The sequence below is a fragment of the Vibrio hippocampi genome (genome assembly GCF_921292975.1).
GTDB lineage: Bacteria > Pseudomonadota > Gammaproteobacteria > Enterobacterales > Vibrionaceae > Vibrio > Vibrio hippocampi.
Genome location: NZ_CAKLCM010000001.1, coordinates 359,571 through 377,733, shown reverse-complemented (window position 1 = coordinate 377,733; position 18,163 = coordinate 359,571). Strand labels below are relative to the sequence as shown.

Sequence of the window (18,163 nt, the reverse complement as noted above, 5' to 3'; positions counted from 1 at the left end):
CTAGAGTACAAGTAATTGCTCACACATAACCTTAATTACTCAGGGATTCTCCGGTGAAGTTCATAAAGAGACTGTTCATTTTTGCATTAATTTGCATACTCTTTGGCGTTGGTACAATTATTGGGTTCTACTACTACGTAAAACCCGATCTACCCGATGTGGCGACGATCAAAGACGTGCAACTGCAAACCCCAATGCAGGTATTTAGCCAAGATGGGAAATTGATGGCACAGTTTGGTGAGAAAAGACGCATTCCTGTCGCGTACGACGATATTCCTCAGGATCTTATCAACGCACTCATTGCAACCGAAGACAGTCGTTATTATGACCATTACGGTTTTGACCCGATTGGCATTACCCGAGCAGCCGTCGCTGTTATTGCTTCAGGCTCAGCTTCACAAGGTGCAAGTACCATTACGCAGCAGCTAGCCAGAAACTTCTTCTTATCCAACGAGAAGAAAGTGATACGTAAAGTGAAAGAGATCTTCATTGCCATTCACATTGAGCAACTGCTAACAAAGCAGGAGATCATGGAGCTCTACGTTAACAAGATCTTTTTAGGCTATCGCTCTTATGGTTTTGGTGCCGCTGCGCAAGCGTATTTCGGTCGCAACCTCGATCAATTAACTCTAAGTGAAATCGCAGTACTTGCTGGTCTACCAAAAGCACCCTCGACAATGAACCCGATCTATTCTGTTGATCGTGCAACCACACGACGCAACGTTGTTCTGTCTCGAATGTTGGTAGAAAACTACATTACGCAACAGCAATATGATGAAGCACGAGCAGAGCCCATCATCTCTCAGTATCACGGCTCAGAAATCGAGATAAATGCTCCATACGTTGCTGAAATTGCCCGCGCTTGGATGGTCAGTCGCTATGGCGAAGCAGTCTATGAGTCAGGTATGAGGGTAACCACTACGGTTGATTCTAAGCTTCAACAGGCTGCGCACAATGCTGCCATCAACAATCTGCTTAACTACGATGAGCGACATGGTTATCGAGGTGCCGAGAAAGTGCTTTGGACGTCGGAGCAACCTGCTTGGGATGAAGCAAAAATCAACGAGCATCTGCGCAAACAGCCTACCTATGGCGAGCTAAGACCTGCCGTTGTTCAAAAGGTTGAAGATAAGCAACTCACGGTATGGGTCAAAAGCTATGGTCTGCAAATCATCAATTGGGACAATATGAAATGGGCTCGCCCATTCAGAACCGATGATCGTCAAGGTTCAGCACCGAAGAAAGCAAGTGACATTGCCGCGGTTGGTGAGCAAATCTGGGTAAGAAGTCTCGACCTTGATGAACCGATTTCAGAATCTGATACTGAACAACCCACCGACATCACCACAACATGGCACCTTAGTCAGGTCCCTAACGCCAACACGGCATTTGTTGCGATGGATCCCGAAAATGGCGCTGTTTTGGCGCTAGTGGGAGGCTTTAACTTTGTCCATAGCAAGTTCAACCGAGCAACGCAATCGGTGCGCCAAGTCGGTTCTAGTATCAAACCCTTTATCTACGCGGCTGCACTCGATAAAGGTTTAACACTAGCAAGCCTGATCAACGATGCGCCAATCAATAAGTGGGACAAAAGTGCTGGTACGGCATGGCGACCAAAGAACTCACCGCCAACCTATACTGGCCCTACTAGGTTACGTATCGGTCTCGCTCAATCTAAAAACGTCATGGCGGTGCGCGTGCTGCGTGAAGTCGGCTTGGATGAAACCAGAGACTTCCTGACTCGCTTTGGCTTCGACAAGAGCAAACTGCCTCGTTCAGAAACCATTGCTTTGGGTGCGGGTAGCTTAACGCCAGTGAAAATGGCTCAAGGCTTTTCGGTGTTTGCTAACGGTGGCTACTATGTAGAACCTTATTACATAACTCGAGTCGAAGACCCATTTGGTGAAGTCGAATTTTTGGCAAGTCCAAAAGTCGTTTGCCAGCAAAATTGTGATGACGTATCGACAGAGTCCATGCCTGTTGTAAGCATGAATGACACTGAGGTAACGATTGAGGACGCCACTAGCGCCACCAGTATCGAACCTCTAAGTATCGATGGTTTCAACGAACAAGATCTTGATGTCGACGCAAACGAACCTCACTATGCACCACAAGTGATTTCTGAGCAAACTGCGTTCCTCGCCAGAGAGATGTTGTACAGCAACGTTTGGGGGGGCGGTAATTGGCGTCAAAAAACCGGATGGAACGGTACCGGCTGGCGCGCCCAGAAACTAGAACGCCGCGATATCGGTGGTAAAACAGGCACAACCAACGACTCAAAAGACGCTTGGTACAATGGCTACGGTCCCGGCATTGTCGCCACCGCCTGGGTTGGCTTTGATGATCACCAGCGTAAACTCGGTCGCACAACCAACAACAGCAACCTGGGTAAGCTACAAACCATCTCTGGTGCTGAGTCTGGTGCCAAGACCGCACTCCCTGCTTGGGTTGATTTTATGGCGGTAGCGGTAGAGGGTAAACCAACAGTTCAGAAAGCGATTCCAAACGATATTACTCGTGTAAGAATCGATCGTGAATCAGGGCTTCTCACCAAGAAGACCGACAGTTCAACCATGTTTGAATATTTCAAAAGTGGGACAGAGCCGACAGAGTATGTACAAGAAGGTCTGAACGAATCTCTTTACTCTACAGATGAGTCTGGGGAAGAAAGCCTGTTTTAAGCCGATTCTGCTGGCGCTTTATTTTAGCGATGCTTTATTTTACGATACTTAGGTTTACTGATGCTCTAGTCTACTGATACTCGAGATAGTAAAAAGCCATCATTTCAAACAGAAATGATGGCTTTTATTTTATTCAGACCGTAACCAGTAAGGCTTATTCACCCGCCACTTTCATTGATTCCAGTAAGATAGAACCGGTCTGGATTTGTGAACGCGTTTCCACGTCATTACCAACCGCAACAATGTTACTGAACATCTGGCTTAGATTACCCGCCACCGTGATCTCTGACACTGGGAACTGAATCTGACCATTTTCAACCCAAAAACCAGCCGCACCGCGAGAGTAGTCACCAGTCACAATGTTAACGCCCTGTCCCATGACTTCTGTCACGAGAAGACCAGTGCCCAACTTATTGAGCATGGCTTGGAAGTCATCATTGTCAGAAGAGGCAACAAACCAGTTGTGAATACCACCCGCATGACCTGTTGGCGTCATATTCATCTTACGCGCTGCATAACTGGTCAATAGATAAGTGGCTAGCTGACCCTCTCTGATAATGGTTTTGTCTTGCGTAATCACACCCTCATTATCGAACGGGCTCGAAGCCAAGCCACGCAATAGGTGAGGCTTTTCTTCAATATTGAACCAGCTAGGAAGAATCGTTTCCCCGAGTTTATCCAACAAGAAAGAGGATTTACGATAGAGGTTGCCACCACTAATCGCCATCACTAAATGCCCCATTAGCCCTGTTGCGACATCATTGGCAAATAACACCGGATACTGACCCGTTTTAATTTTTCTTGGGTCGAGGCGCTCAACCGTTTTAGTGGCGGCTTTAATCCCAACCGTTTCTGGCGTCCATAAGTCATCAATATGTCGAGCGACGGTGTAGCTATAATCACGCTCCATCTGACCATCACTGCCTTGACCAATAACACTGCAACTGATGCTATGGCGACTCGATGCGTAACCAGCCACCAAACCATGGCTATTACCATAAACTTTGACGCCATAGTGGCTGTCATAGCTGGCACCATCCGACTGCTTGATTCTATCGCTATAAGCCAGTGCCGCAGTTTCAGCGGCAATGGCTTTTTGTGCTGCAGTATCTGGATCTGCCGCATCTGGATGGAAAAGATCAAGATCTGGGATCTCTTTAACCATCAGCTCTTTAGGCGCTGGACCTGCAAAGGGATCTTCGGATGTGTATTGAGCAATATCCAATGCTGCAGCAACCGTTTGAGCAATCGCTTTTTCACTCAGATCAGACGTAGAGGCGCTGCCCTTTTTCTGACCACGGTAAACCGTGATGCCCAGAGCACCATCACTGTTAAATTCAACATTTTCTACTTCACACATACGAGTAGAAACACTCAGCCCAGTACTCTTAGTGATTGCGACTTCGGCTGCGTCTGCAGACGCTGAAGCCATATCCAAAGCTTTTGCTACTGCGGCCTCTAACTCAGCTTTTTGCTGAGCAACTTGCTGTTTGAGATCCATAATCCATCTAACTTTTTATTATTTGTTTAGCTGTAGAATAACAAGGTTTTCGCCATCGCCCCACATTTCTTGCTAAAATAGGGCATATTCGTAATTAGACAGTGATAAAAGGCAAACAAAGATGGCTCGTAAAAACCAAAAGGCGCCTTGGGAAGAAGAAGAGGAAATCATCTGGGTGAGTAAAACCGAGATGAAAATCGATATGGAAGAGTTGCAGAAACTCGGTGAAGAACTCGTTGCACTCAAACCTTCGGTATTACATAAAATCCCACTTGAAGATGATCTACGCGACGCAATCGCTGACGCGCAACGCTTTAAAAATGAAGCAAAACGTCGTCAACTTCAATACATTGGCAAATTAATGCGTACCACGGATCCAGAGCCTATTCAGGCTGCGTTGGATAAAATCCGTAATAAGCACTCACAGTCGACGGCGGCTCTGCACAAGCTTGAGCAACTAAGAGATCGTATTGTTGAAGAAGGTGACAGTGCGATTGGTGATGCTCTTGAGCTATACCCTAACCTAGATCGTCAACGTCTGCGTCAACTTGCACGTCAGGCGAACAAAGAGAAAAAAGCGGGTAAACCGGCTAAAGCCTACCGTGAAATTTTCCAAATTCTGAAACAAGAAGAGCAAGAGGAAATCTAATCTCTCTCCTTGTTCCTTGATGATAATAAAACGGCGAATGATAGTACCATTCGCCGTTTTTTATTCGGGTTCAATCTTCATAGTGACGCAGCAGTAACAAATTCCGCTACTTTGGGATTCACATGTTCAGAGGTTAACGCTTCGACCTCACCTTGTTCAATCACTTGACCATTGGCTAAATAAGCATAATGACTGGCGATACTCCAAGCATCATTAAGGTGATGCGTTACCATAATCACGGTCGCCCCCCTTTTGTCTGCCAAAGCTTTCACCACACTAAGCATCTCTTTTCTGAGAACGGGATCTAGTGCTGAAAAGGGTTCATCCAGCAACCAAATAGGCTTAGATTGCACAAAGCAACGAGCAAGTGCCACTCTTTGTTTCTGACCTCCCGACAGCTCAGAAGGAAGCCGTTGCAATAGATCCCCTAAACCAACGTTTTGAGCGGCATCTTCGACATAGGATCTCTGTTGCGAATTCAGCTTTAGATTAGGGTGAATGCCAAGCGCGATATTGTCATAAGCCGTTAAATGTTCAAAGAGATTATGCTCTTGAAACAACATCGATATGGGACGCTCTGCTGGCATCATGTGCGCAATGCTCGCTCGCTCCACTTCTACCTGCCCAGAATGAGGCTGACAAAAGCCAGCAATCAGCGCAAGCAACGTAGACTTACCCGCTCCGCTTGGACCAATCAACGCTAATATTTCACCCTGCTGCACCTGCAAGTTAAAATCAAACTTAGTTTGGTCATAGTAATAGATCAGATTTTCAACATTAAGCATTGGAACTCACTCCACTGACTTCGCCTTTTTCATGGCTGATTTTTTCTATGATCACAAAGACACCAATACTAATGGCAAACAATACCAAAGAGACAACACCCGCCGCTTCCATCTGATAACTACCCAGTAACTGATACAAATATAGAGGCAAGGTATTAAAGTCCTGACTACCAAACAGAGCAATGACCGTCAGGTCGCCTAAAGACAAAACAAAACTAATCGAGAACGCGTAGACAATGGAACTGCGCAGTGCGCGCCACTCCATAAGTCGAAATCCAGACCCACCTTTGATACCTAGATGTTGCCAAAGTAAGGTGTACTGCTGAGCAAGGCGGTACATAGGTGAACTCAAGGTTTTAATCACATAAGGGAGCGCCATTAATGCATTCACCAAAACCACAATGACAAAGGCCAAGCTAAACACATCGCTGAGCGTACGAAATAGCAAAAAGGTGGCGGTACTCAACACTAAGGCTGGCGTCACTAATATAATACTGCCGATAAACTCAACGCCATTTGCTCGATTGAGTTGCCCCTGAAGTCTGAGATGTCGAGATGATTGCAACAGCAATATTCCCGACACCAACGCAAGGCTAGCCGACATCAATGCGACTTTGAACGAATTAAATAGAGCATGCCAAAACTTTTCATGGCTTAGCACCTCGATCAATTTGGGATTCAGTCCAGCTACCACAATACTGGCAAGGGGGGGCAAGAGTAGGACGAGAACACCCATGATCCAAAAGCTATCCCAACTCTTCTTCAATCTTGAGTCCCGAATAAAAATGCCCTCTACTGCCCCATAATGACTGCGGCTTTGTGGTTGCGAGTGAAAGCGACCAAGCAGCAGAACCAAAGAGGCACAAAATAGCATTTGACCCAGCGCCAACGCCGCTCCAGTTTGTAGGTCAAAATCAAACTTTATTGCCTGATAAATGGCAAGCTCAATCGTGGTCGCTTTTGGTCCTCCACCCAGCGCCATGACAGTGGCAAAACTGGTAAAGCAGAGCATAAATACCAAACCAACCACATGGGGTAAATGCTGTTTTAAGCGAGGCCATTCTGCAAATTTAAACACTTGCCAGCTATTCATTCCTAATTGCGAAGCCAGCTTGCGCTGCTCAATAGGCACACTCTCGATACTGGTGAGTAGCAGTCGGGCTGAGAAAGGAAGGTTAAAAAAAACGTGAGTCAGCAAGATACCGGATAAACCGTAAATGGAAAAAGGCATCTCCGTACCATACAGAGCAAAGAGTTTGGCAAGCAGTCCCTGTTGACCATAAATCGCTAGGATCCCAAATACACCGATCAAAACCGGCAACACTAGAGTCGTCGCGAACAATTTAAGCAATATGTCCCGACCGAAAAAGTGTCGTCTCGACAGGGCGTGCGCCACTGGGATCGCTAAACCAACACTGAGCAGTGTCGATGCGCTTGCCTGCAGAAAACTAAATTTCACGACATGTTGATAATACGGATCACCAATAATCCAACTGATATCTTGCCATGAAGAAAAGGACAATAGCTTCCACAATGCGGTAACCACATAAACGGCAATCACCAGCAAAATGGCTAAGCCTAATTTGGGCGTTCGATTCACACTCACCTCAAAAAAACAGAGCGGCTCCAAAGAGCCGCTCAATCACTACTTAATTAGAGCTGACTGCCACTCTCGAATCCAAGTTTTACGATGCTTCGCTACTTCATCAGAATTGAATGATAAAGCGGTGCTTGGCACGCTCAGTTGCTCGAAGCCGCTTGGCAGAGCCGTATCCACTACCGGATACATCCAGTTCCCTGTTGGGATTTGCGACTGAAATTCCTCAGAAACCACAAACTGCATAAACTCATCCGCGAGCGGATTTGGCTGGCTCTTAGCCACTTTTGCCACCACTTCCACTTGGGTGTAATGCCCCTCTTCAAAGCTGGCTGCGGCAAAACGCTGATCTTTTTCAGCGATGATGTGATAGGCCGGAGAAGTGGTATAAGACAACACCATATCCGCCTCGCCATTGAGGAACATAGAATAGGCTTCTGACCAACCCTTTGTCACTGTGACGGTCTTCTTAGCCATTTGCTGCCAAGCCTGTGAAGCGTGATCACCGTAGACAGATTTCATCCACAGCAGTAAACCTTGTCCCGGTGTCGAGGTACGAGGATCTTGATAGATAACTTTAATGTCATCGCGCTGCTCGACCAGTTGTTTTAGGCTCTTAGGTGGGTTTGATAGTTTTTCTTTGTTGTAGACAAAAGCAAAGTAACCGTAATCAAAAGGAACAAATACTGAGTCATTCCAACCACCCGGCAGCGTTAACGCTTGAGTATTCACTTGATGTTGCGCCAACAATCCTGATGCCTTAGCCTCGCTAATTAAGTTGTTATCAAGACCTAAAATCACATCAGCCTTGCTGCTAGAGCCTTCTAAGCGCAGGCGATTTAAAATAGAGACGCCATCGTCAAGCGCAACAAACTGAAGATCACAGCCACATTTTGCTTCAAAGGCTTTTTCAATCGCAGGTCCAGGTCCCCAATCAGAAGCAAATGAGTCGTAGGTATAAACGGTCAACGTGTCCGCGGCAGAAGCCTGCGCAACAGTGAGTAAAGAAGTGGCTAAAGTGGTTTTTAAAAGGTGACTTACTTTCACAGGATCTGTCCTTAGTATAATAACTGCTTCCATGTAAGATTAATGAAAATACTAACCTACATGAGATGGTTCAGAACCCAGATTCGCTTTGTATCTATTGACTGCTCAATCCCTACGCCAGCATTATCTGGATCAGGTCTACGGGTTTTAAGCCATGCTTACTCTCAGCGCTTACTGTGCGCACCCCGTGAGTTACCGTTGTTCACTGTACAGTGAAGGGCGAATTGTAACGGTTTCGTTACAAAAACGCCAAACTAAATCGTGTAAGCCTTTATTCAATGGCTTGTTTTTCACTAAAAAATTTGCGCTTAAATAAACAATTGGCTCTTAAATAAAAAATAACCGATGGGTTACCTTTGGTCATATCCCCAACGAGGAACCAAGGTTTGCTCTGCGCCAATATGATCCAACACGCGTGCCACCATAAAGTCGACCAGATCATCGATCGATTGAGGTTGATGATAAAAGCCCGGTGCCGCTGGCATAATCGTGACACCCATTTGCGAAAGCTTGTGCATATTTTCCAGGTGGATGGTGGAGAACGGCGTCTCTCGAACCACAAGAAGCAGTTGGCCTTTTTCTTTGATCACCACATCGGCGGCACGTTCAATAAGATTGTCCGATAGGCCGTGAGCAATCGATGCTAAACTGCCAGCCGAACATGGACAGACTATCATCTGCTTAGGCGCAGCAGAGCCCGATGCCACTGGCGAGAACCAATCTTCTTTTCCGCAAACCACGAGCTTATCTGCTGAACAGTGGAGTCGCTCCACTAAGGCTTTGTGCATTGCTGAAGGACTGGCGGGTAGCTTGGTATCATGCTCTGTCGCCAGCACGACACGCGCAGCAGAGGACACTAACAAGTAAACCGTATAGTCCTGTGCTAACAAGCACTCCAACAAGCGCATACCATAAGGAGCACCCGAGGCTCCCGTAAACGCTAATGTGATGCTTTTTGATGTCATCAAGCCAAAGCCTCCAATAGCTTATTGTGAATGTTGCCAAACCCACCATTGCTCATCACTAATATTTGGTCACCCGGACGAGCGCTATCGACCACGGATTGGACCAAGGCATCAATAGAATCCGAGACAAAAGCCGGTTGTTGGCAGTTGGCGGCAATATCACCCACCGACCAATCAATATCTTCTGGTTGGTAAAGGAACACTTGATCCGCCTGTGCAAGTGAGTTCGCCAGAGTCTCCTTATGCACACCACGCTTCATCGTCGCCGACCTAGGCTCCACCACGGCGAGAATGCGCTTATCGCCTACCTTGTTGCGTAATCCCTCTAAAGTCAGGGTAATCGCCGTTGGATGGTGCGCAAAGTCGTCATAAACCGTCACTTGGTTGACTTCGCCACGATTTTCCAGACGACGCTTGGTGTTGATAAATTTACCTAAAGCTTCACATGCAAGATCAGGCGTCACACCCACATGCCTTGCCGCCGCGATAGCCATTAATGCATTGTCTACATTGTGGTCTCCGACCAGATCCCAAGTCACCGTGCCGACTCGATTTCCATGCAGATAAACCTCAAACTGAGAGCCATCCTTTTCAAGCTTGTTGACTACCCAATCTCCGTCTTCGCCAGTATGCTCGACTTCACTCCAACAGCCTCGACTCAAAACATCGGATAGCGCTTTGTCGCCTTTCGGTGCTAGCACGCGCCCTACGCCAGGCACCGTGCGCACGAGGTGATGGAATTGACGCTTGATCGCTTCAAGATCATCGAAGATATCAGCATGATCAAACTCTAAGTTATTCATGATCAATGTTTTAGGATGGTAGTGAACAAACTTGGAACGCTTATCAAAAAATGCGCTGTCATATTCATCCGCTTCAACCACAAAAAACATCGATTCACCTAAGCGAGCAGACTGACCAAAGTTGCCCAATACACCGCCGACTAAAAAGCCGGGCTGGTATCCACAATCTTCTAAAATCCAACTCAACATACTCGATGTAGTGGTTTTGCCGTGAGTCCCCGCCACCGCCAGCACCCAGCGGTCATGCAGCAGAAAATCTTGCAACCATTGCGGTCCAGAGGTGTACTTTAGGTTGTGATTAAGTACGTGCTCAACACAAGGGTTGCCCCGACTCATCGCATTACCAATAACAACGAGGTCTGGCGCGGGATCTAACTGCACAGGATCAAAACCCTGTATAATTTCAATACCTTGCGACTCCAATAGAGTACTCATTGGAGGATAAACATTGGCATCACAACCCGTCACCTTGTGACCCAGTTGTTTTGCCAATACCGCAGCGCCACCCATAAAGGTGCCGCAAATTCCTAAAATATGTATGTGCATAGTTTGCGCTCTCTCTAATCTGCACGCCTTGCGCTATATATACCCAAACCCAAAGCGAAAAGCGAGAAAGAGTGTGGTCAAACCGAGATTTGTGACATTTATCATACAAATTGACACTTCAGAGGGTTTCTTTGTTACCATTAAAAAGTTCTAAGACCTACAATAGCTTATAGTGGAGAGAATTACCCCCAAGTCCCCCACTATTTATTTCCCCCAAGAAATCAGTCAGAAAAGTTAAGGATATATCCATGTCTGAAATGCGCACCCTTGGAGAATTCATCGTTGAGAAACAACATGACTTCCCACATGCAAGTGGTGATTTGTCTTCTCTTTTGTCTTCGATTCGACTCGCAGCCAAAATCGTAAACCGAGAAATCAACAAAGCAGGTCTTGTTGAAGATATTACTGGCGCAGTCGGCACTGAAAATGTTCAGGGCGAGGCACAGCAAAAACTCGACGTTTACGCTAATGATAAGTTCAAATCTGCGCTTGAAGCCCGCGACCAAGTTTGCGGCGTTGCAAGTGAAGAAGAAGATGAAGCTGTAGCGTTCAATAAAGAGCTAAATAAAAACGCTAAATACGTTGTATTGATGGACCCACTGGATGGATCTTCCAATATTGATGTTAACGTATCGGTCGGCACCATTTTCTCTATCTATCGTCGTGTATCACCTATCGGCACCCCACCAACAGAAGAAGATTTTCTACAGCCTGGTAACAAACAGGTTGCAGCAGGTTATGTGGTTTACGGCTCATCTACCATGCTCGTGTATACCACAGGTAAAGGTGTAAACGGCTTTACCTATGACCCATCTATCGGCACTTTCTGTCTTTCACACGAGAATATGATGATTCCAAAAGATGGCAACATCTATTCCATCAACGAAGGCAACTACATTCGTTTCCCTCAAGGTGTAAAAAAGTACATTAAGTACTGCCAAGAGAATGAGCCAACGGATAATCGCCCTTATGTTTCACGCTATATTGGTTCACTGGTATCAGATTTCCACCGCAACCTACTTAAGGGCGGCATCTATCTATACCCAAGCACGCAAAGCCATCCAGATGGTAAGCTGCGCCTGCTTTATGAATGCAACCCAATGGCGTTCATTATGGAACAAGCTGGCGGTCTAGCGACCGATGGGACACGTCGCATCATGGACATCAAACCTACTGAGCTTCACCAACGCGTACCATTCTTCGTTGGTTCAGAGAATATGGTCCATAAAGTTGAAGAGTTCTTAGAAACATACAAAGAAGACTAATCTTCATTGTCTACTGCTAAAGGTGCCTCCACTGCGAGGCACCTTTTTTTTATCTCATTGTTCCCATTCAATTTCATCTCCTATACTAGTTATCGATAGCCATTATCGCTTAGGAAAAGTCAAAGAAAGGAAATCAACAATGAGTTTAAATCTAGTCCCTGCGGGCAAATCGCTGCCAGATGATATTTATGTGGTGATTGAGATCCCTGCGAATGCTGACCCCATTAAATACGAAGTAGATAAAGATTCTGGGGCTGTGTTTGTCGACCGCTTTATGTCCGCGCCGATGTTCTACCCATGTAACTATGGTTACGTGAATCAAACCCTATCTCTAGACGGTGATCCCGTTGATGTACTGGTTCCGACGCCTTACCCTCTTATGCCGGGTTCAGTCATTCGTTGTCGTCCGGTTGGTGTATTGAAAATGACGGATGAGTCAGGTGAAGATGCGAAAGTGTTTGCCGTTCCACACAGTAAACTCAGCAAAGAGTATGAACATATCCAAGATGTGGATGATATTTCTGAGTTATTAAAGGCACAAATCACCCAGTTCTTCGAGCGATACAAAGAGCTAGAAGCCGGAAAATGGGTAAAAGTGGATGGCTGGGCAGACGCTGAAGCGGCCCGTGAAGAAATACTTACGTCTTATCAACGCGCTCAAGACAAGTAAATGGCCAACTCAAATGTCGAGTGGAGTGCAATACCAGTGCAGTGGAGCGCAATGACTTAAGTGGCGACTCCCTTAAACAATAAAGCCTCAAGTTGAACTGCCCCCGATCGTTGGACAATCCATTATCGGGGGCTTTATTCTTAATCGACTTCAAATTGATACAAAAAGATGACCGAGCTATAGAGACCAGAGACCGCCTCAACATAAAAATCCTCGATAATCCGGTAGCGCACGGTAAATTCCCCTAATGAGTTAAATATACCGACCCCATACTTCACCTGTAGCCCCGGTAAAACGTAACCACTGACCGTCACCTGAGAATCATCCCCTGTACCTGCTGTATCAAGTTGTAGGTCCTTAACACCAAAGGCTTGACCTATCTCTCCCACCACTTTACCGCTGCGAGCTAGACTCAAACCGATAAGCGTCGTGGTTAAGGCATTGCCTCCGGTTTCTCCATCAATATCTTGCCCCCGTAACAAATAGGAAAGCGCGTTAGCTTGCGGCATACTTGGGTCTGAAAATATTTCAACTTTAGGTTCGGTCGCTAACCCAGTCACTTTCACTCCCGCTTCAACATCATCAGCGGTCGTGTCTGGATTTCGGATTGCCGTGATATTGACATAAGGCTGATCCACCGGTCCTGTCATCAAGATCTTACCTTCTTCAATAATAAGATCCTGACCAAAGGAGCTATAAGAACCGTCAACAATGTTGATCTCACCTTGAACAAACGGTCCTTTGTCTTTCTGGGTCACCTTAAGATTGCCTCGCAAGTCACCTTCTAGACCAAAGGCAGAAATCGTAAAGTCATTGCCTATATCAATTAAGATATTGGTTTCAACGTTAAACGGCAGGGAAGATCTCTCATCCTCCGGAGTCAGATCTGAGTTCAACAACACTTGATCACTAGACACCGCGACGGCACTTTGAGGAAGTTCTTCCACCACAATTCGCCCCCAAGGCAGACCAATAGAGCCATCGATCTTGGCAAACTGTGGACCCGCAACAATTTCCATATCGGGCACCACCTTTACCTTGACCATTGGTGGTACATCGACATTCAAAGCATCTGAAAAAATACGAACCTTGCTTTGCCATTGTGCCAAGTCTTGCCAGTTTCCTTCACCATCGACTTTTAACTCACCATCTTTGGTCTGGATATTGGCATCGAGTTTTGCCTCATAGCCATCAAACGCAAGTACGACTTCACCAGAAGAGACTTGAACTGGGGAGATATCGCCGGTCAGCAGTAAGTCGCTAATATGAAAATCACCAAACAGTTGTGGATGCATCGCATCCCCTTTAATGTCGATTTTACTATCGATATTCGCTTTAACTTGGTTGAACTCACCAAACAGGGGTTGTAAAAAGTCGAGGTTGAAACGAGTAAGCTCTATCTGACCATCTATCTTTCTCTGTTCACTCAATACGTCTGGCAACTCAATATTACCCAACAGATCGCCATTGTCTGTCACATCAATAAGCCACTTGGCTTGCAGCTTATCATTGGTCAGTTTTGCGTCGACTTCCACCTTCTCCCAACCAACCACCAGCGGCACTTCCAAGGATTGAGTCACATTGCCTTTCGGCATTTCAACTTTCACGCTCGCTTCTGGTTTCGATTCAGGTGCCCACTTTGCCCACGCTTTAGCATTCACCAAACCAGCGATCTCGGTATCGTTAGGGATATAGTCTTTTATTTGCTCAAAGTTGAACTGATTGATACTGACATAAGCCTCACCGCTCTGACCCAATTCGGCATCTTTATCTAGGCATAAACTCGACCCACCTTGTTTCCAGCAATGTGCCGACACCTTCGCTAATTGCTTGTCGATATCGACATTGATATCAACGGCTTTATCTAATTCAATCGGTCCTTGTTCGGTTTCAAAGCGAGCTTGATTTAAATTGCCAAGCCATGCCATAGCTGGCTTCAATTGCAACTGACCATCAACCTCTAAATTGGCTGACAATAACTCTGAAATCATGGCGAGTTTTAAGGTATGTGCGGCTTGCGTTCCAATAAAAGTAACATCCAAGCTTTCTACGCTCTGCTCTTGATAGCGCAACCCTTTTGCTGTCAACTCAATATCAGCTTTTGCTTGTGCTAAGGGTAAAGGCGCTAATTGACCCACCAGCTTTAGCTGTTGCAAACCCGCTTCCTGCTTCCAGTTAACTTGTTGAATCCCCAAATTCACATCGACATCCGGCGCTAACATCGCGCCTTTTAAACTCAAATCACCGCTCAACTGCCCAGCCAAATCGGGTACCGATTTTGAAAGGTCGGGAAAGTCTAATTGCAGAGCCATATCCCAATTTTTATCGAGCGATCCCGATGCACTTATCTTATTGGGTCCATGGGCAATATTTAATCCCTGAGTCTCAATGTGCAACTCTCCTTGACCTTGTTTGTCAGAGGCGATCACCTCACCGTCAATATCGAGAGGATAATCTCGTAACACACCAACAATATCCAGAGTAGGTACGGCAACTTGCCAGCCCCCAGCCTCCGTTAAAGACCCGTTGGTCACAATTCGCCCACTGAGATCCCCTTCCGCCTCTGGCCACTGCAATCCAGGTTGAATATGAGTGAGATTGATATCGCCATCCCAATTGATAGGAGATTGCCAGTCAACCATGACTTTGCCATCTACCGAACCGCCTAGTCCTTTGACGGATAGCTGGGCAAGTTCGATATGCTGCAAATCTCCTGAACCTTCTAGCTCCAGTGCAACATCTGGGATCGGTTGCCCTAAAGCCTTACCTTGTAAGCTAACCTTATAGCCATCAAGAGACCCTGACGCCGATAGCTGTGTAATCGATGCCTGATATTCACTCTCTCCAGTTAATGGCCATTGAACACTCACATCCGATAAGGTTGCATCAAAGGGTAACTTGCTATTGAGTGGTTCAAGCTTGCCTTGCAGCTTACCGAGCAGCAGTCCTGAGAACTCGCTCTGCAAATTCAATGATTCGACGCTACCGCTGACATTAAGATCAAGCTTTTGACCTTTCAGCTCGGTTTGCTTCATGGCGGCTTGCAATGCCAGTTTTAAAGGGTAACCGCCCTTAAGCTCGATCCCACCCTGCAATGAGGCATCAACCTGCGGCATATCGAGATTTAGCGCATCGACATTGACCTGATAGTCACTCGCATCAGCGACGAGACTCAAGGCGTTGACGACGACTGGCGTTTCTTGCTCCAGCTTAAAACGAACGATTTCAATTCCCTCAACCTTGATAGTAAGAGGGATTTCAACCTCAGGTAAAACGATAGGGGCGCTGCTGCTCTCCTTCGACGTTTCTGGCTCAGGGCTTGAGTCATCAGCGGTCGCTAACTTAACCAGCGGATCTTCTAATTGAGTCTTGCCTATCGTCAATTCCGAACCCGACATCGCCAGTGACGTTGCAAAACGCTGCCAACGGATATCATTGCCTAAAATCGACAATTCAATATCAGACAAATCAATGGCACGGATTTCAATCGGTAACGGCGTCGATACCGTTGTTGACTCGCTGATTGGCTCGCTTTCAGGGGAAGTCGATTCTGACGCCGCCACTTCTGGCATTGCAAATCTCACACCTTGCAAAGCGATTTCATCAACACAGAGTTTAGGCTGGGTTAAACAGTGGAGGTCTATCGCCAAAGTGATGGACTCGGCTTGCAAGTCGATAAACAGTTCATCGTCTTTATAGCTGAGTTGCTCAAGAGTAAAACGGGGAAATAAAGCACCAGTGGCATTAGTCACTTGTAATTGAGGAAGCACCTGTTGAGCGCCCCAAAGTACACTCTTCAATCCTGCGTTACTGAACAGTGCAAAAGCGATCAAAAGAACCACCAGCAACAAAATCGTGACCAAGGTAATACTGGTCCACTTGGTGACTTGCCAAGCTTTTAACATCATAAGTCTGGCCCCAAACTAAAGTGAACACGCCACTCTTGAGGATCGGCATCTAACCCACGAGCAAAATCAAACTTCACTGGTCCTACAGGAGACACCCAGCGAATACCTACGCCCGCACCTCGTTTCCAAGTGGGTGAATCATTAAAGGCGTCACCAATATCAAAGAACGTCGCCCCCCACCAATTACCGGTTATACGATATTGATACTCGACGCTCGCGGTAGCGAGATACTCGCCACCGGTTTTATTGCCCGAATCATCTTCCGGTGAAATATCTTCATACGCGTAACCACGGATACTATTGTCACCACCCGCATAGAAACGTAATGATGGGGAGAGTTTATCGGGGTCAGTCGCGAAGTTGGCACCGATATCAAGTTTAAGCAGTCCACGATGGTTATTACCAATGCTGCTCACCCAACCCGAGGTGCCACGAAAACGAAACACCGAAGTTTCTGATAACGCATTCTGCTCACCAACTTCAAACATAATGGTGTGCTTATTCCCTCCCATTGGCAGCGCACCACCGCGTGTTACTACCCTAGAATATGAAATACCTGGCAGGACAAAGTGCCCTAACTCTCCATTGTCATTAAATTCATAACTTTCCAACAGATAGCGAATATAAGCGGTGCGATGCCAGCCACTATCTAGACGCCAATGACGCTCAAAAGAGAGGTTAGATTCGAGGGTTTGTTTATCGCTTCGATCAACATTTTTAAGCCCATATTGAATGACATAATAATCTTTCAATACATCGTCAAGCGGGATCTTATAGCTAGCCGTTACCTGTTGCTCGGGAAGAGAGAGATCAAGACTGGTATTAAAACTATGACCTTTTTCATTAAACCAAGGCTTCTTCCATTTAAACTGCACTTTTGCACCAACGTCAGTGGAATAACCCAAGCCGGTCTCAAATTGGTTTCGCACCTGTGGCGCCAGCGAGACTTTCATTGGTATCTCACGACCTTTATCAACTTGGCTTAAGTCTGGCTCAACAAACACGGAGGAAAACCACTCTGTGTTGGAAAGATTCTGGTTATGTTCACCAACCTTAGCGACCTGATAATCATCGCCGACTTGGTAAGGTTGTAATGACTGAACCTTCTGTTCATCTATCTGGCTGCCTGTAATCGTCGATTGACCGAACTGATATCGAATTCCACTATCATAATGTAGCTTTACCCTCGCCTGGTTTAACTCTGGAATCACCTCAAGGCGACTGGCGGTATACTCACCATCAAAATACCCTTTTTGCAAAGCAAGATTACGTAAGGTTGACTTGAGTGCATCGTAGTCACCGTGATTAAGGCGTTTGCCTAGCTTGAGCTTCGACTCACTAATCACTTGCGAAAAGTCTTTGTCCGTTCTTGCCTCACCGTCAATGACAATATCCACCTCCGTCAATAGAGTCGGCTTCCCAGGTTTCACATTGACCGTTATTTCGTCGTTTTGATCACTTACCACAAAGTCTATCGTAGAATTGTAATAACCCAGTGCATTCAAAGCGGTTTGAATCTCTTTGGTTAAACGCGATTGGAAACGCAGAGAGGTGGAGTACTCACTCGGTTTAATGGCAGAAATATAGGCCTCTACATTATCCTCCAAAGCACCACTCAACCCTTCAATATCTAAAGAGATATCGTTGGCAGCTGCTGGGGCTGATAGAAAAAAAACAATTAGAGGTGTTAGTACTCTCTTTATCATGCTTATGGTCGAGGCTATAGTAGTTGGTCAAAAGGTTATC

General features: G+C 46.2%; 12 protein-coding genes and 1 riboswitch. Of the genes, 4 read left to right on the top strand and 8 right to left on the bottom strand.

Going from position 1 to position 18,163, the window contains the following annotated elements:
* Nucleotides 1-53 precede the first annotated feature (53 nt).
* Nucleotides 54-2,681, top strand: a complete 2,628-nt coding sequence (locus L9Q39_RS01890) for a penicillin-binding protein 1A (protein WP_237483444.1) — start codon at nucleotides 54-56, stop codon at nucleotides 2,679-2,681.
* A gap of 154 nt (nucleotides 2,682-2,835) precedes the next feature.
* On the opposite strand, the gene pmbA is transcribed toward L9Q39_RS01890, so the two are convergent.
* Nucleotides 2,836-4,182 (bottom strand): metalloprotease PmbA, encoded by a 1,347-nt coding sequence (gene pmbA, locus L9Q39_RS01885; RefSeq protein WP_237483443.1) that lies wholly within the window; start codon nucleotides 4,180-4,182, stop codon nucleotides 2,836-2,838.
* A gap of 121 nt (nucleotides 4,183-4,303) precedes the next feature.
* Between pmbA and yjgA the strand changes: the two genes are divergently transcribed.
* On the top strand, nucleotides 4,304-4,831 hold the full coding sequence (gene yjgA / locus L9Q39_RS01880) for a ribosome biogenesis factor YjgA (RefSeq protein ID WP_237483442.1): 528 nt from the start codon (nucleotides 4,304-4,306) through the stop codon (nucleotides 4,829-4,831).
* Between the two features lie 77 nt (nucleotides 4,832-4,908).
* Here yjgA and thiQ read toward each other — a convergent pair whose 3' ends face one another.
* The 5 genes from thiQ to mpl all read right to left on the bottom strand — a co-directional run bounded on the left by thiQ (nucleotide 4,909) and on the right by mpl (nucleotide 10,574).
* Nucleotides 4,909-5,616, bottom strand: coding sequence for a thiamine ABC transporter ATP-binding protein (gene thiQ / locus L9Q39_RS01875; RefSeq protein ID WP_237483441.1), 708 nt, complete (start codon nucleotides 5,614-5,616; stop codon nucleotides 4,909-4,911).
* Nucleotides 5,609-7,216 carry a thiamine/thiamine pyrophosphate ABC transporter permease gene (gene thiP / locus L9Q39_RS01870; protein ID WP_237483440.1) on the bottom strand — a complete coding sequence of 536 codons (1,608 nt, stop codon included), beginning with the start codon at nucleotides 7,214-7,216 and terminating at the stop codon, nucleotides 5,609-5,611. The genes thiQ and thiP overlap by 8 nt, the downstream gene beginning before the upstream one ends.
* A 45-nt stretch (nucleotides 7,217-7,261) precedes the next feature.
* Nucleotides 7,262-8,260: a thiamine ABC transporter substrate binding subunit gene (thiB, locus tag L9Q39_RS01865; RefSeq protein ID WP_435532797.1), complete on the bottom strand. Its 999-nt coding sequence runs from the start codon at nucleotides 8,258-8,260 to the stop codon at nucleotides 7,262-7,264.
* Between the two features lie 91 nt (nucleotides 8,261-8,351).
* Nucleotides 8,352-8,458, bottom strand: a riboswitch (TPP riboswitch).
* A 152-nt stretch (nucleotides 8,459-8,610) separates the two neighbouring features.
* On the bottom strand, nucleotides 8,611-9,225 hold the full coding sequence (locus L9Q39_RS01860; protein ID WP_290369108.1) for a flavin prenyltransferase UbiX: 615 nt from the start codon (nucleotides 9,223-9,225) through the stop codon (nucleotides 8,611-8,613).
* Nucleotides 9,225-10,574, bottom strand: coding sequence for a UDP-N-acetylmuramate:L-alanyl-gamma-D-glutamyl-meso-diaminopimelate ligase (mpl, locus tag L9Q39_RS01855; protein ID WP_237483437.1), 1,350 nt, complete (start codon nucleotides 10,572-10,574; stop codon nucleotides 9,225-9,227). Before mpl ends, L9Q39_RS01860 begins: the two co-directional genes overlap by 1 nt.
* Before the next feature lie 248 nt (nucleotides 10,575-10,822).
* Here mpl and fbp point away from each other — a divergent pair, with 248 nt between their 5' ends.
* Both fbp and ppa read left to right on the top strand, forming a co-directional pair.
* Nucleotides 10,823-11,839, top strand: coding sequence for a class 1 fructose-bisphosphatase (gene fbp, locus L9Q39_RS01850; protein WP_237483436.1), 1,017 nt, complete (start codon nucleotides 10,823-10,825; stop codon nucleotides 11,837-11,839).
* A 139-nt stretch (nucleotides 11,840-11,978) separates the two neighbouring features.
* Nucleotides 11,979-12,509, top strand: a complete 531-nt coding sequence (gene ppa, locus L9Q39_RS01845) for an inorganic diphosphatase (RefSeq protein WP_237483435.1) — start codon at nucleotides 11,979-11,981, stop codon at nucleotides 12,507-12,509.
* 140 nt (nucleotides 12,510-12,649) lie between these two features.
* Here ppa and tamB read toward each other — a convergent pair whose 3' ends face one another.
* Together tamB and tamA are read right to left on the bottom strand one after the other, a co-directional pair.
* Nucleotides 12,650-16,414 carry an autotransporter assembly complex protein TamB gene (gene tamB / locus L9Q39_RS01840; protein ID WP_237483548.1) on the bottom strand — a complete coding sequence of 1,255 codons (3,765 nt, stop codon included), beginning with the start codon at nucleotides 16,412-16,414 and terminating at the stop codon, nucleotides 12,650-12,652.
* On the bottom strand, nucleotides 16,414-18,123 hold the full coding sequence (gene tamA, locus L9Q39_RS01835; protein ID WP_237483434.1) for an autotransporter assembly complex protein TamA: 1,710 nt from the start codon (nucleotides 18,121-18,123) through the stop codon (nucleotides 16,414-16,416). Before tamA ends, tamB begins: the two co-directional genes overlap by 1 nt.
* Nucleotides 18,124-18,163: the final 40 nt, after the last annotated feature.

What these genes read in the sequence shown, in the direction of transcription:
- pmbA (WP_237483443.1), bottom strand. Translation starts at nt 4,182, where the DNA reads ATGGATCTCAAACAGCAAGTTGCTCAGCAAAAAGCTGAGTTAGAGGCC.
- yjgA (WP_237483442.1), top strand. Translation starts at nt 4,304, where the DNA reads ATGGCTCGTAAAAACCAAAAGGCGCCTTGGGAAGAAGAAGAGGAAATC.
- thiQ (WP_237483441.1), bottom strand. Translation starts at nt 5,616, where the DNA reads ATGCTTAATGTTGAAAATCTGATCTATTACTATGACCAAACTAAGTTT.
- L9Q39_RS01860 (WP_290369108.1), bottom strand. Translation starts at nt 9,225, where the DNA reads ATGACATCAAAAAGCATCACATTAGCGTTTACGGGAGCCTCGGGTGCT.
- mpl (WP_237483437.1), bottom strand. Translation starts at nt 10,574, where the DNA reads ATGCACATACATATTTTAGGAATTTGCGGCACCTTTATGGGTGGCGCT.
- fbp (WP_237483436.1), top strand. Translation starts at nt 10,823, where the DNA reads ATGTCTGAAATGCGCACCCTTGGAGAATTCATCGTTGAGAAACAACAT.
- ppa (WP_237483435.1), top strand. Translation starts at nt 11,979, where the DNA reads ATGAGTTTAAATCTAGTCCCTGCGGGCAAATCGCTGCCAGATGATATT.
- tamB (WP_237483548.1), bottom strand. Translation starts at nt 16,414, where the DNA reads ATGTTAAAAGCTTGGCAAGTCACCAAGTGGACCAGTATTACCTTGGTC.
- tamA (WP_237483434.1), bottom strand. Translation starts at nt 18,123, where the DNA reads ATGATAAAGAGAGTACTAACACCTCTAATTGTTTTTTTTCTATCAGCC.